The organism is Lentzea sp. NPDC004782, from assembly GCF_040609115.1.
Lineage (GTDB): Bacteria > Actinomycetota > Actinomycetes > Mycobacteriales > Pseudonocardiaceae > Lentzea.
Genome location: NZ_JBEXJN010000053.1, coordinates 13977 through 28305, shown reverse-complemented (window position 1 = coordinate 28305; position 14329 = coordinate 13977). Strand labels below are relative to the sequence as shown.

The 14329-nt window shown below is 67.9% G+C and carries 9 protein-coding genes; 2 read left to right on the top strand and 7 right to left on the bottom strand.

Annotated elements, in window-relative coordinates; genetic code table 11:
- Positions 1–22 precede the first annotated feature (22 nt).
- Positions 23–2914 (bottom strand): lantibiotic dehydratase, encoded by a 2892-nt coding sequence (locus ABZV40_RS35975; RefSeq protein ID WP_355452158.1) that lies wholly within the window; start codon positions 2912–2914, stop codon positions 23–25.
- Positions 2915–3015: 101 nt separating this feature from the next.
- Here ABZV40_RS35975 and ABZV40_RS35970 point away from each other — a divergent pair, with 101 nt between their 5' ends.
- Positions 3016–4272, top strand: a complete 1257-nt coding sequence (locus ABZV40_RS35970; protein WP_355452155.1) for a condensation domain-containing protein — start codon at positions 3016–3018, stop codon at positions 4270–4272.
- A gap of 5 nt (positions 4273–4277) precedes the next feature.
- Here ABZV40_RS35970 and ABZV40_RS35965 read toward each other — a convergent pair whose 3' ends face one another.
- Positions 4278–5534, bottom strand: a complete 1257-nt coding sequence (locus tag ABZV40_RS35965) for a lanthionine synthetase C family protein (protein WP_355452152.1) — start codon at positions 5532–5534, stop codon at positions 4278–4280.
- A 1642-nt stretch (positions 5535–7176) separates the two neighbouring features.
- On the opposite strand from ABZV40_RS35965, the gene ABZV40_RS35960 reads away from it, so the two are divergent.
- On the top strand, positions 7177–8022 hold the full coding sequence (locus ABZV40_RS35960) for a shikimate dehydrogenase (protein ID WP_355452149.1): 846 nt from the start codon (positions 7177–7179) through the stop codon (positions 8020–8022).
- An 86-nt stretch (positions 8023–8108) separates the two neighbouring features.
- Here the strand turns inward: ABZV40_RS35960 and ABZV40_RS35955 are convergent, their stop codons facing one another.
- The 5 genes from ABZV40_RS35955 to ABZV40_RS35935 form a co-directional block, all read right to left on the bottom strand.
- Positions 8109–9404, bottom strand: coding sequence for a Tm-1-like ATP-binding domain-containing protein (locus ABZV40_RS35955; protein ID WP_355452146.1), 1296 nt, complete (start codon positions 9402–9404; stop codon positions 8109–8111).
- A complete protein-coding gene (locus ABZV40_RS35950) occupies positions 9401–10654 on the bottom strand; it encodes an aminotransferase class III-fold pyridoxal phosphate-dependent enzyme (protein ID WP_355452143.1) in 1254 nt (417 codons plus the stop codon). Before ABZV40_RS35950 ends, ABZV40_RS35955 begins: the two co-directional genes overlap by 4 nt.
- 85 nt (positions 10655–10739) lie before the next feature.
- The gene (locus ABZV40_RS35945) at positions 10740–11765 is read right to left on the bottom strand and encodes an alcohol dehydrogenase catalytic domain-containing protein (protein ID WP_355452140.1); all 1026 of its coding nucleotides are present in this window, start codon (positions 11763–11765) and stop codon (positions 10740–10742) included.
- 17 nt (positions 11766–11782) lie between these two features.
- A complete protein-coding gene (locus ABZV40_RS35940; RefSeq protein WP_355452137.1) occupies positions 11783–13186 on the bottom strand; it encodes an aldehyde dehydrogenase family protein in 1404 nt (467 codons plus the stop codon).
- The gene (locus ABZV40_RS35935) at positions 13186–14298 is read right to left on the bottom strand and encodes a phenazine antibiotic biosynthesis protein (RefSeq protein WP_355452134.1); all 1113 of its coding nucleotides are present in this window, start codon (positions 14296–14298) and stop codon (positions 13186–13188) included. Before ABZV40_RS35935 ends, ABZV40_RS35940 begins: the two co-directional genes overlap by 1 nt.
- Positions 14299–14329 lie beyond the last annotated feature (31 nt).

Genomic DNA, 14329 nt, shown 5'->3' with positions numbered 1-14329 from the left:
TTGTAGACCTTGCGAAGGTCCCTCACCGAGACCGCTGCGCGCATTCCTCGCCTCCCGTCGCGCGTGACCGGGCGAGCTCCGCCGCGGCGACGCCGCGGGCGATCGCCAGTGTCCTGCCCTCTACCACGCGATCGATCCCGTACCTGCGGTTGCAGTGCATGTGCAGCAACGTCGCGAGCACGCCCGGACAGATCTGAGGGCCGAGCACCTCGCCATAAGCGACAAGGCTGTCCCTCATGCGCTTGGGCAGGACGTCATCGCGTGGACGCTCCTTGAGCAGCAGTCGTCGTTCGGCGGCGACCGCGCGGTGCAGTTCGTCACTCCGCCCGAACGCGGCGAGCAAGCCCTCCCGCCAGCCTTCACCGATCAGGTGGCTTGCCAATGCCAGCACGTCCCGCGCGCCGGACAGTTCGTCCTGCCCCGCCGGATCAAGCTGGAGTCCGAGCACGAACTCGGTGTCGGCGAAGAAGACCCGTTCCGCGAGCTCCATCGCGGCCGGACCACCGTAGCGTTCCTCCTCCGGCCGGTAGCAGTCGAGCTCCATGCCGTGCGACAGCCCCAGATCCACAAGCTCGGACACCAGCGAACGCAGCTCCGGGAGGACCTCACCCCACAGTGCCGACGGTGCTCCGCGCACTCTCAGCCGCAGATGCGGGCCGGGGTCGGAGTAGCGCACGAAGAACCACTCGTGTGCGGCCAGCAGCGGCGCGACGTACCTCGAGAGCACCTCGTTCTGCCGGGCAGGAGAACATCGCAGCTTCGCGTACAACCAGTCGCCACCGCCTGGCAGAAACGCGTTGTCCCGCAGCCTGATCACCGTCGTTCCCACCGGCTCCGGCCCGGCGGGCCGCTGCTCCGTGTGGCCCGCCGGGCGCGCCGGAACGTGCTTCAGGGACGCGATGATCTCGGCGTCGTGACGTCCTTGCGGACCGGCGAGCCAGCCGTCCTTGACGTCCTGCCACGGGGGTTCCCGCAACACCGTGCGCTCGCGGCGGCCGAGCTCCTCGCGAAGCAGGTCGCGGTGAGCGCGGAAACCGAGGTGCAGTGGCAGGTACTCGTCGTCGATCCCCATCTCCACCACCTCCGGCACCGCCCACTGCTCACACCAGTGGAGCAGTTCCGCGTCACTGGTCAGGCCAGAGGACGGCGACCAGGTGGCCGGCGCCAACACGGTGCGTCCGCTTCGGACCGCCGGGAGGAAGGGCGCACCGGTCGCGGGTCCCCAATCCCACAGAGACACCCGCCGTTGCCCCATCGCCCCCGCCTCGACGAGGAACCGGGCGACGTTGGGCACGGTCGACTCCGGGCGCAACGCGTGACCGAAGAAGGGCCGGATCTCCTGTCCCAACGACAACGAACGAAGCCTGAAGCGCTCTGCGTCCGCCACCACGGCGATGTCGGACAGCGCGATCACGCCGGGTGCGCTCTCGTCAACGAAGTCGCCCACCACGACCTGGTGCTCGACCAGCGGTGGAACCCGTGCGACGTTGCCGAACCGCTCACGCGCGACGCCGTGAGAGACCTGGACGGGCAGCGGTCCCCAGTGCTCCGCCGCGTTCGCGCGCAGTGAGGCCGAGAAGTCCTCGAGCCCGAGCACCGGCACGAACCGGCCGAGATTCGTCCCGCCGGCGCCTCCACCGGCCGACACGACCGTCAGCGTGAAGTCGCCCTCGCACAACGCCGTGGCCGATGCCGCGGTCAGCCTCGCAACGATCTCCAGGTGCCCGGCGGGTGGCCTGGCATCGTGCGCCAGTTCAGCGAGCGTGTGCGCCTCCAGCTCCACTTCACGCTTTCCGTCGCGGACCGCGGACATCGCCAGGTCCAGCAAGCTCCGCGCGCGGTCGGCGGCCATCAGCGGCCGCTCCACCGGCGACCGCCACCCAACCGGCAGGAGATAGCCCGCCGGGGGACCGAGACCTGCGTCGGGATCCAGCACCTCGGTCACCGGTACCAACCGCCCCGCGCCGTACCGTTCGAGGAACTCCAGGTGGTAGGAGGCCAGCGCGTACTCCGTGCTGTGCGGGAAGCTCAACCGCCACAGCACTGACGCGGCCAGTTCCAGCTCACGAGCGACCTGGTCTGGCAGCTGTACGTCCGCGTCCAGCGCGAGGTCAACGTGCACGGACTCGTCGGAGCCCGCTGCCGCGCGCACGGAAGCCAGTTCGGCGATGCCCGCGCCGAGAGGCCGGTCCGCGTAGGCGCGGCAGCGGCTCGAGACCTGCGCGACATCGGGAACCCGTGTGGCGTTCAGCGCTGGGAACTGGTCGGTCAGCAGAAAGTCGGTGGCCACGAGCCGCCGCACCACGGTTGCGGTCGCGCCGTTCGGCGCGTCCGGGAACTCCGAGTCGAGCGCAGCGACCAGCTCAGCGGCGTTGATCGGCCTCGCCGCGTGCCGCAGCGCGGACCTGACCACACCGGAACGCCGCAGGCTGCGTTCCACCGGCTCGTCGGAAGACGACAGCGCGAACCGCAACGCGACGCGGTCGCCGCGGTCGAAGCCGAGGTTGTTCACGACCACCCAGAACTCGTCGAGCGGCGTCTCCGGCAGCGTGGCCGCCACGTGCTGCCGCAGCCACGACCGGCCCAACCTGACCAGCTTGCGATGCTCGGTGCCCAGCCGCGCGACCGGTTCGGAACCGAAACCGGCAACCGCCACACCCGCCATGAGCCCGAACGGGGTGGCCCTGGCGGCTGTCCGCAGGTGATACCGCATCAGTGCACGCGCGATGCGACCGGCTGTGCGCGTGTTCGCACCGTCCGCGGCGAGCTTCTCGGCGGCCTCGTACAAGACCGGGCTCGCGACCGCGACGGCCTCCGCGAACAGACCGTTGGAGAACAGGCGGCGCACCAGTGCGACCGGGTCCTCGTGGGCGTCCTCGTTCCACGTGCACTCGAGGCGGTCACGCGACAGCACGGGTGCACGCAACAAAACCTGTTGCGAGCAAAGGAAATCAGTCATTTCTTTTCCTCATCCGCACCAGCATCCACCGTGCGCTTCGGTGCTATCTTCATGCCGTGCCTGACCACAAGGTTCTGCCTCTCTCCTTTGCGCAGCAACAGTTCTGGCTCGCTGATCAGCTCGATCCCGGCAATCCCAGCTACAACTGCGCCGGGTACCTGGATCTGTCCGGCCCTATCGACGCTGAGCTGCTCCGCGCAGCAGCGACTCGGACGCTGGAAGACAACGACGTGGCTCGTGTGCGCTTCATGGAACGCGACGGTGTGATTCGGCAGCTGGTCGGCGACCTCGGTGCGGCCGCTGTGTCGCTGGTCGATCTGAGTGCTGAACGTGATTCCACCTCCGCGGCGCACACGCGGATGACGGCCGTCGCGAAGCAGGCGATCGATCTGCACGCCGGGCCGCCCGTCACCTGCCACGTGCTGCGCGTCGCGGACGACCGAGTGCTGTTGTCCTTGTGCGCGCATCACATCGTCGTGGACGGCTACGGGTTCGTACTCGTGTTGCGGCGCATGGCTGAGGTCTACACGGCGCTGACGGAGGAACGCCCCGTTCCCGCGGTCGGGCACGGCCAGCTGGCCGATGTCGTCGCAGAGGACGCGGCGTACCGCGCTTCTCCTGCTTGGCAGGCACACCGCGAGTTCTGGACCGCACGAGCCGCGGACCATCCGCCCGTTCGGACACTGGCAGCCGGATGGGCGCCGGTCGCGCACTGTTCCGTGCGCTCCGCACTGGAGGTGCCGCCGGCCGCGGTCGACGGGTTGCGCGCTGTGGCGCGAACAGGTCGTTGTGGTTTCTCCGGTGTTTTGATCGCTGCTGCCGCGCGATACACCCAGCAAGCCACTGGGGAACGTGACGTCGTGCTGGGTCTCGCCGTGACAGGACGGCAGGGCCGCGTGGTACGCGACGTTCCCGGGTTGATGGCGAATGTCGTGCCGCTGCGCGTGCGTACCGATCCGGCGGTGCCACTGGCCGAATGCGCGGCGGAAGTCGCCCGCGAGGCGCGGGCGGCTCTGGCACACCAGCGCTACGACGGCCTGTTCGCCGATCTCCAGCAGCACCGCGTGTTCGGCCCCGTCGTGAACGTGCTGCCGTGGTCGCGGCCACTGCTCTTCGGTCAGGTCGCGGCCGTGCCGGAGTACCTCTCGACCGGGCCGCAGGACGACATCTGCCTCACGTTCTCTCCACAGCCGCCAGGTGGCGGGATCAGGCTGATCGTCGAAGCCAACCCTACGACGTACGACGCCGACGCCGTGAACGAACACCTGCATGGCCTCGCCGCTCTCCTGACTCCTCCGTCCTGTTCGGACTGAACGCGCTACCGCAACAGCAGGGCCGCGTCCCACTGCGGTTCACCCTCGAGCGATGCCGGGTGCCGCACGTGCCACAGTGCGAGCACTGCTCCAGCGGCGCCGTCGAGGAAGCCCGGTGGATCGGCGGAACCTCCGCCGAAGACGAACGTCCGAGACGCGTCCGCGTGAGCGAGAACCCCGTCCACGAGCGACGGGATCAACTCGGTCAACTCGGCATCACCGCTGTCGGCGGTGATGAGCGCAGTGCAGTGGAGCCACCCCGCCGCACCGTGACACAGGCCGGGCCCCGCGAGTTGCTCAGCGCTGCCGGGTCGGCGTGCTGCGGCGAGCGCCGCTTCCACGGCGAGGCGCTGCCAGCGGGGCTCACCGAGCGCCATCCCGGCGAGCTGGACGGCTCTGGCGATCCCCGGAGTGCCATAACACCAGGAGTTCCGGGTCGCCGGGCGTTCGCGCAACCCGCCGCTCACCTCTTCCTCGTGTGACACGACGCCGGGCCAGTGCGGGCCGTGGCTGTCGCGCAGACACCGGCTCTCGAGCCAACTGGCGATCCGGCTCACCGCCTCCTCGTGTCCTGCGACTCGAACCTCACGGAGCAGTGCCAGCGAAAGCATCGCGAGCGGTCCTGCGATGCCGTGGGCCATGCCGAGGTTGAAGTGACCATAGGTGAACTCGTGACCGCGCACCGGTTCCGCGGTCCACCATCCGGGCACGACGGCACCGTGCACCCGGACGTCCCGTGTCAGCGCGACCAGCTGGGTGAGCACTCGACGCAGCGCCTTCTCGTTGCGATCGTCGGCGAGAAGTCTGCACAGCAGATAGCGGCCAAGACCACTGGTACCTGAGATCACGTCGTGAAGTTCACTGGGGCTGCCGAGCGCCTGCTCGTCCGTACGGCGCAAATCGGTGTCAACCAGACCGAGAACGATGTCACGCACACGGGAATCCGCGCTGCGCAGCAACCTCCGGTAGTCGCGCTCGTCCACCGCGGCGGTCGCGGCCGCGATTCCGATCGACGCCACACCGGAGTACAGACCTCTTCCAGCGCAATCGGGTGGTGCGGATGCGGAGGCCCGCAGCCAGGCGTGCGCATCGGCGCGCAGCTCACCGTTCGCCCGGCTCAGCGAAGCGAACAGCAGTGCCAACCCAGGCCGCCCATCGGCCAGACCTGTTCGCGTGTGCGGAAACTTCTGGCTGTTCGCGAGGTAGTCCTCGACCAGCCGCGGGTCACGCAGTCTCGCCAGCGCGAGGTCCGCAATCGTCAACACGTTCATCGTTTCGAAGCCGCTCGGGTGGTGTCCGGAAAGGAGGGCGCTCGTGGACAGCGCGGAAGAGCACTGTCCACGAGCATTGCGACCTCAGCAACCGACCTGAGTGATCGCACAGCCGGAGGTCGGCTTGGCGTGCATTTCCGTCAGCTCCGCCGAACGCATCGAAAACTCTTCGACGTCCAGGTCGAAGTGAGCTGCGTCGTTCATCTGCATACCTCCCGAAAGTAAGCGTTTTACTGCTCCCCCAAGCTATCCAGAATTCACTTTCAGCACGCGAATCAGTGGTCGGTCGCACGCCAAAACCTGCCCTTACGGCTGTCTTTCGTTGCCACGCCCCGTGTCCCAGCTGGGCCGCGCCAAGAGCAGCGCCCTGATCTCGACGGCAGTTCAATCCCGGACGCCCGCCGACCGGCCCACGATGCTTGTTCTCCACCGGGGTTCGGAGGCAATGCCACGCAGCTTGAGTTGATCGGCACGGCGGCCGGGAAGGACGTCCACGTGAGTAAGCACCAACCCGATGGCGACGGTGAGACCGCAGCGGCGCGGCGGCTCGCCGAGGCCTTCGACCCGTCGGCGATCGACGCGTTGCTCGCCGCTATTTTCGACTCGGTCCCGCCTGAGCATCCTTTTCGGACTGGCTTGCCCGAACGAGCCGAGATCAGTTCATCTACGAACACGAGGAGATGGGGTTGCGGCACCGGGGTTTACAGTCTCCGTGGAGGTGCTCGCTGTATGGTCTTCCGCAGGCGTCAATCCTTGTCCTTCCCAGCGGCAGGTGCTGCGCTTCCCAGCCACGCTCACGCGCGGCGGCGCCAGCAAGTGCGTGATCTCCCACGTCGTAAACCTTGCAGAGCACGGCGTCACACTGGACGAGGTGCTGCTGTCGGCCTTCGATTCCATCGACCAGACCCAGGTCGACTGGATCGGCCGAGCGACATCGACACCCTCCAAGGCCGCGGTCGTGACACCCCTCTTCCCGGCCCGACGCGGACCTCGATTTCTTGTTCGCTCTGGTCGGCATCGGCAACCAGGTGGTACCACGGCGCGAACACCGGTCACGGCATGAGCGCCACGGCATACGGCAACTGCTCGTCGAGTTGAACACCGCCGGGACTCCAGACTGGTCGAGGGCCGTGACCGGACGGCTCGCATGTCCGAGCCCTCAAAGGTGGCCCAACCGAACCGAGCCAGGTCGCCAGCGCCCCAACTGGTTTGAAGCACCATCTGGTCAACGTGCTCGCGCACAACCATCACCTCACCCGTGATGGCCCAGATCTCTGGTGGACAAAGGTTTCTCCGGCAAGCCGTTGAAGCTGTGCACCGAGAGGTCGGCCCTGATCCTGCTCCGTCTCGACCGCAAGGAGGAGACCTACGGCAACGGCAGCCTCGGTGGTCTCCGACAGCGGATCGAATCGGTCAACAGACCCTCAGAGGTCAGCTCCACCTTGAGCGACACAGCGCACGCACCCCTGCCGGAGTGTTCGCCCGAGTTGCTCAGCGCCTGCTGGCCATGGCCGCCACCAGCGGGCACAGCTGGAAGGCGAGGGTGACCAGCAAACGCTCACTGACCACGTTCGATCACTGACACCAACTTCACGGAATCAGTTATCTAGTTCATACATTGCGGGGGGATTGGGTGACCAGCTACCTGATCGGGCTCGTCGGCTCCGGCATCGGTCCGTCGCTGAGTCCGACACTGCACGAGTGTGAGGCCGATGAACTCGGGCTGCGTTACGTCTACCGTCTGCTCGATCTCGACATGCTCGAGCTGTCTGTGGGTGAGGTGCTGAGCGCGGCCCGGACAGCAGGATTCGACGGGCTCAACATCACCCATCCGGGAAAGCAGGCGATCCTGCCGCATCTGGACGAAATCGTCCCCGAGGCCGCCGCGCTCGGCGCCGTCAACACCGTAGTGTTCGCCAAGGGCAAGGCGATCGGTCACAACACCGACGCCACGGGCTTCGCGCGCAGCCTGAGCCGAGGCCTGCCGGGCGCCAGGATGGAGAACGTCGTACTGCTCGGAGCGGGCGGAGCAGGTGCCGCGGTGGCGCACGCGCTGCTGTCACTCGGCACCGAGCGACTCGGTGTACACGTGAACGCGCGCCGATCCAAGCAGTTGGTGGAGTCACTGCAACGCAGGTTCGGCGTCGATCGAGCGGCAGTGTGCGGTTCTGACGAGATCCGCACCGCCGACGGCCTGGTGCACGCCACGCCGAGGGGCATGGCCGCATATCCTGGACTGCCCGTCGACGAGTCGTTGCTGCACGAGGAACTCTGGGTCGCCGACATCGTCTATCGACCACTGGAGACAGCACTGCTCGCGGCCGCACGGGCGCGGGGCTGCCGAGTGCTGCACGGCGGCGGCATGGCCGTTCTCCAGGCCGCTGAGGCGATGCGGCTGTTCACAGGGGTTGAGCCCGACGCGGACCGGATGCTCGCTCATTTCGAGGAGCTGAAAGAGGAACCCGCCCATGCGTCCTGACCTGCGCACCGCCACCGCCTGCCTGTCCGCCGGTTCCGCATCGGACGACGTTCTTGCGATGCCGGACAGCCGGGCCTCGCGACCGATCACCGCTCCTGCCCGACGGGTTGACCTGAGGGCGAGGGAGAAGCCGTACTCGGCACTCCTCTGGGGATGTCCCCTCTCTCCACCCACTGGTCGAAGACGGACAGGACTGCGTCGACGAAGGCGTGGTCGTTGATGTGCGCGCGCACTGGCCGGTAGTCCACGGTCTGCGAGAGCCTGGCCTCCATCGCATCGGCAAATGCATTCACTCCCTCGGGATCCCACATCGGCGACCCGGCCCGGTCCCACTCGCTGAAGCCGTCGAGCGGCAGCACGACCGCGACGGGCCCGCTGGCGAGATTCGCACGCTCCGCGATCATCATCGCTACCTGGGCCTTGTCCTCTGGGCTGGTGGCCGAGCTGCCCACGAGTCTGTTGTGGACACGAAAGGATTCTTCGCGAACTCGTGGGCGCGCCGACCACGTGCAGTAGTCGACGCTGTCCAGACCACCGGGAGCGAGGATCTGCGGAATCCCCCGCGCGCCGGCGGCGCTGAGCCTGTCGGGTCCGGAGTGGACGGTACTGCCCAAGGCCCAGTTGCCGACCTCGATCAGGCACAGGTCCAGCACCGCAGCCAGCCTGCCCTGTGCCGCGAACTGCTCCAGCGAGCGCCCGCCCATGCCCACGGCGTGGAAGACGAGAACTTCGTATCCGCGTTCATCGAGTGCCGGCAGGAGTTCGGTGACGTAGCGGAGAACGGACGTGCCCAAGGTCGACAACCCGACGACCGGCCGCTCGAACACGAGCGGTCTCGCGCACTCGGCGGCGCCGACCACCGCGCCGGCCGCCTGACGCAGCACCGAGCGACACGCCTCATTCATCCCCCAGAGCCCACCTGTCCAGAGCATCATCGTGAGGTCGGACGACAATCGTTCCGGGGGAATGATGTGGGAGAACGCGACCGTGGAGACGATGACCTTCGCAAGACCCACGGGCAACGCCGCCGCCACCTCCAGCGCGAGGTCCGTGCCCATCGTTCCCCCGATGGCGAGCACACCGTCGATGTCACCGCGGTCGGCAAGCGCCGCGGCGAGCTTGCTCGCGCCGGCGGCCATGGCACCCATCGCCGTGTTCTCGTCCTGACCGTGCGCGATGTTCTCGATCGTCGTGCCCGCCGCCGCGGCGACCGTGTGCCGGTCGATGCCGGCCATCACCTCGGCTTCGCCGACGACGCCCACGTCCATGAGCACGCAGCCGGCGCCCCGCTTCTCGATTTCTCCGCGCAACAGTGAAAGCTCGGCGCCTTTGGTGTCCGCAGTTCCGATCAGCAGGATGCGCGGAGCGATCCGGTGATTCACACCGCGCTCCTCGTCCGCTCGATCGCCGTCAGCGCGAGGTCGAGCTTGCCCACCAGTTCGTCGACGTGCGGAAGTTCCATGATCAACGGCGGGGCGACGAGAACGCCCTCGATCCCGTCGTCCCCGGCCAGATAGATGATCAACCCCGCTTCTGCGGCGGCCTCGACCAGCCGCTCGGCCGCACGTGCCGGGGCTTCAGGGGCTAGCTCGATCCCCCAGAGCATCCCCGTGCCCCGGACTTCTCGCACCGCGGGGTGAGACCGGCCCATCTCCACGAGTGCATGGCCGAGCTGCTCCCCCACGCCGCGGCAGGCGGCCGCGAGACCGTCGGACTGAATCGTCCGCATCACCTCCAGCCCGACCGCGGCAGCCAACGGACCTGAGGCGTAGGTGTGGCCACCGGTGTCGAGGCGGCCGCTGCCCGCGAGGACTCCGTCGATCACCCTGCCGGACACCATCACCGCCGACAGCGGGATGCAGCCACCTCCCAGCCCCTTGCCGAGAACCGTGAGATCGGCGTCGACCTCGAAGTCGTCCATCGCGAGCAGCGGACCGGTGCGGTGGACCCCGGTCATCACCTCGTCCGCGATCAGCAGGAGTTCGTACTCGTCGCACAGCGACCGCAAGCGCCGGTGATATCCGTCCGGTGGCACCAGTGCCAGTGCCGCACCGCCCACCACTGGCTCGACCACGACAGCGGCCAGGTTCTCCGGTCCGAGTCGTTCCACGGCATTCTCGAAGTCCGCGAAATCCTGGTCGGAGGTCGGTGCCGGTAAGGCCGGGTAGTCGTGGAGCACAGTCTCGAACCGGGAGCGCCGACCGGCGTGACCGGACAACGAGAGCGCTCCCATGGTGTTCCCGTGGTAGCTGTGCCTCCTGCTGAGCATCCCGGTCTTCGTCGGCCGTCCTCGCTCCTGCCAGTACTGGATCGCGATCTTCAGCGCGATCTCCACCGCTTCCGAACCACTGTTCGCGAACTGGACGCGGCGGTAGTCGCCGCCTGACTGCGAGAGGAGCAGGCGCGCAAGTTCTTCCGCGGGCCGGTTGGCGAACATGCCGCGGTACACGTGGCTGATCTGCTCGGCTTGGCCGCTCATCGCGCGGAGGAGGTTCGGATGTGCGTGGCCCAGCACCGCCGCGACAGAGCCCGATGAACCGTCCAGGTAACACTTTCCTGCGGTGTCCCACACGTACACACCCGCGCCGCGGTGCACGACCGGAAGCGTCGCGCTGAGACGGCTGTTCAGCACCACGGGACCTGAGCGCGGCTGGGGTAGCAGGACACTCGTCGACACTTCGAGATCACGTAACATGATCGATGTCCCTTCCACTCGGCTACGGCAGCAGCATCGACTTGACGCTCTGGCGCTGATTCATCGCGAGGTACGCGTCGGATGCCTGTGCCAACGGGAACGTGCTGTCGAAGACGACGCCGGGATTCAGGTCGCCAGCCAGCACCGCGGGCAGCAGCGTCGGCATGACTGTCCTGACGTTCGCGCCTCCGCCGCTCAGGACGAGGTTCTTGCCGAAGAGCTCCCAGAGCGGAAGCTCGACGTTCCACGGCAGGCCGACGTAACCGATCCTCCCGCCCGGACGCGCGCAACCGATCGCCTGTCGCATCGCGGGCAGCGTTCCGACCGCGTCGATGACGTGGTCGGCTCCACCATCGAGTAGATCGCGCACGGCCGTCGCCCCGTCGTCACCGCGAAGACCGACGACGTCCGTCGCGCCGTTCTTCCTGGCGAGTGCCTGTCTCGACGGGTGGGTCGACATCACCACGATCTGTTCAGCGCCGAGCCACTTGCTGGCCATGATCGCGCACTGCGCCACGGCGCCGTCTCCTACCACCACCACTGAGGCTCCTGATTGCACCCCGGCGTGCCGGGCTGCCTCGTAGCCCGTCGGCATCACATCGGTGAGAGTCAGCAGTTGCGGTACCAGCGCCGGATCGGGCTGGTCCGCCAGGGCGAGCAGGGTCGCCTCCGCGAACGGCACCCGCACGAACTCGGCCTGGCCGCCGTCCAGCGCTTCGCCGTCGTCGAACTCACCGAAGAACCTCCGGTTCCAGCAAGCGATCGGCAGGCCTCGGAGACATTCCGGGCAGACTCCGTCCGAGACCTGGAAGGGCGCGATGACGAAGGTGCCCGGTCGCAGTCCACGTACGTCCGTCCCGCACTCGACGACCACCCCGACGAACTCGTGCCCGGTGCGCACCGGACGCGGCACGGGGGCGATCCCCCGCATCATCCACAGGTCGGTGCCGCACACCGCGGCTGCCACCACCTTCACCACCACGTCGGTGGGCTGCTCGATCTGCGGTTCGTAGACGTCGTCGACGTGGACGACGCCGTCTTGGCTCATCACCACTGCTCGCATGTTCAGAGACCTGCCACTGTGCTGCAACGCATGAGAAACTCCGAGAGATATCCGTCGTGGGGAAGTCCGGGGCCCAGCCACCACGTGGGTCTGTCGAGCCCGTAGAGGTTGTGGATCGTCGGTTCGGCGAGCAGATCGTCAACGAGGCTCTGCTCGGTGGCCGCCACGGCGACGACCAGGGAACTTCGCAGTGGCGCCACGCCGTCCGACCTGTTCCAGGGGGCGACCCAGACACAGGGGAACGGCAGTTCCACGTCGCGCTGCACCGAGCTCACGCAGGGCAGCAACCGCACGGACGGCCGCAACGCGGCACTGCCGTCACCCAAGTCGTGCACGATGCCGGACGTGGTGCCAACCGCGGTCGTACCCGCGGAGTGGGTTCGAAGCAGCTCCGCCAGCGCGCGAGCTTCAGCCAGAGGGCGGCAGGGGAGCACCGCCGCGTCGTCCTCCGGCGCCAGCGGGGAGAAGCTGGCAAGCCGTTCCGCCAGTGCGGCGGCGAGACCAGCGGGATCGGTGTCGGCGAGAACGGCGGTCGTGTTGAGACAGGACACTCCCGCAAGCCCGCACACGGACTCCACCACCGAGTCGAGGTGGCTCTCCCACGGTCCCTGGACGAGCACCTTCACCCGTCCTGGTCCCTGTGGCAGAACAGGAGTCCCGCCCTGCCCGTAGCGCCGCACCACCTCGTCACCGCCGAACACCATGGCGAGATCACTGCCCCGCACCACCTCGTCTCCGATGTCGTGGTCTCCCGGTAGCAGGACGACGTCCTCCGCGGGTACTCCAGACTCGCGCAGCGCCAGCACCACCCGATGCGCGGTGAACGGATCGCGTCTGGAAGGGCGAACTACGACGCGATAACCCAGCACCAGCGCGTCGAACCACAGCGAGTGGACGGCGGGGTGGTTGCCGGCCGCGTGAACGCCGAGCAGCCGTCCCTTCCTCCGCCACAGCACGCCGCCTCTCACGGGGTCCAGGTTCGCGCGATCCCACGTGGCGTACCGAGGCCGCGCAGCTTCGACCGACCGGCCCGCCGCACGCGCGGCGTCCGCGATCGTGGTGGAGGCAGCCCTCACAACGCTGACCGGCACTCCGGTCGCCCTGGCCACCAGCCGATGATGGTCCTCCGGGCCGATTCCTCCGACCACACCGTGTTCGACCAGGTCCGCGAACCTCGCCAACCGTTCCTGGTGCACTGCAACGCCGTCAGCCGCTCCGCTCGCCGGAGCAGACCTCAGCCGCGACAGCGTTCTTGTCGCGTAGAGCCGGGGAACCTGCGTCAGCGCCGCGATCGGCGCGCCGGTGACGTCCTGCACGACGTGCCGTGCACGGGGACGGTAGGGACGATCAGGCCCGAGAGCGTCGATGTGCAGCCAGGAATCCGGTTGAACGGCCGACTCGGACATCAGTACGCCCCCTCGACCACGGTGACGCCGCCGATCTCCAGCACGGGACGCACCTCAGCGAGCGAATGCCCCACCTGGCCCGGCAGTCCTTCGACGCGACGTGCCAGGTCCCGTTCGAGAACGTTGGGCATGAGCATCGACTTGCTCACGTGATGCATGACGACACGGCCGGTTTCCCCCACCGGTACTGGGTTTCCGCTCTCCGGCTCGACGACGGTGAACCCCACGTGCGCGGACAGCGGGTCGAACACGCACTCGTCATCACGGAGAGGTGCTCGCTCGAACACCGCGCTCAGCACGATCGTGCTGCCGTACAGCCCGTACTGCGGTATCCCGGGGAATACCTCTTCTCGCAGGAGAGCACGCGTGTCCAGGTCGAAACTGGTGCCGCACCAGGTGATCGCCCGCACCTGATCGCGGACCAGGTCGACGAGCTCTTCGTCCTGCGCGAGTCGCACCAGCAACGGAGGTGGCGCCTGCAGCACCCCGACCGCCTGGCTTCGCAGCACGTCGCGCGCCTGTGCCATGAGGTGGTCGAGATAGCGTTCCGCCTCGTCGTTCCTGCGCTCGTGCAGACACCGCTTCACCCAGCGCGGATCGAAGTCGATGGCGAAACGAACGCCACCGCGGCGGCGCGCGTACTGGCCCGTCAGTTCCGCGTAGTCGTGAGGACCTGCGGGACCAAGAGACAACCAGTTGGTACCTCTCGGATAACCGCGGGCGTCCATCGCGCGCATGGCCGACGCCATCTCGTGTTCCATCCAGTCCGCAAGGAACACCACGCGCTTCGGCCGCCCGGTGGTGCCGCCGCTCTCGAAAACGCCCACGACGTCGACGGCACCTCGGTAGCCCCGCGGAACCAGGTGCTCCACCGGCACGTCCCGCAGATCGTCCACCACCTGCGGGAACATGCGCAGATCGCCGAACTCTCGCACGTCCGTCCGCGGATCGAAGTCCAGCTGTCCGGCCCGCTCGAGCCAGAAGCGCGAGCCCGTCTCCGGCGAGAAGTGCCATCGCATCGCCGCCCGCACGAGTTCGTCCGGATCGACGTCCGTCCCCGGCGGCGCGTCGAGCACCGCGGGACAGGAAGTCTCTCGCACACCAGCAGTCATCAGCCAACCTCCGTGCAGGGGCCTCACCTTC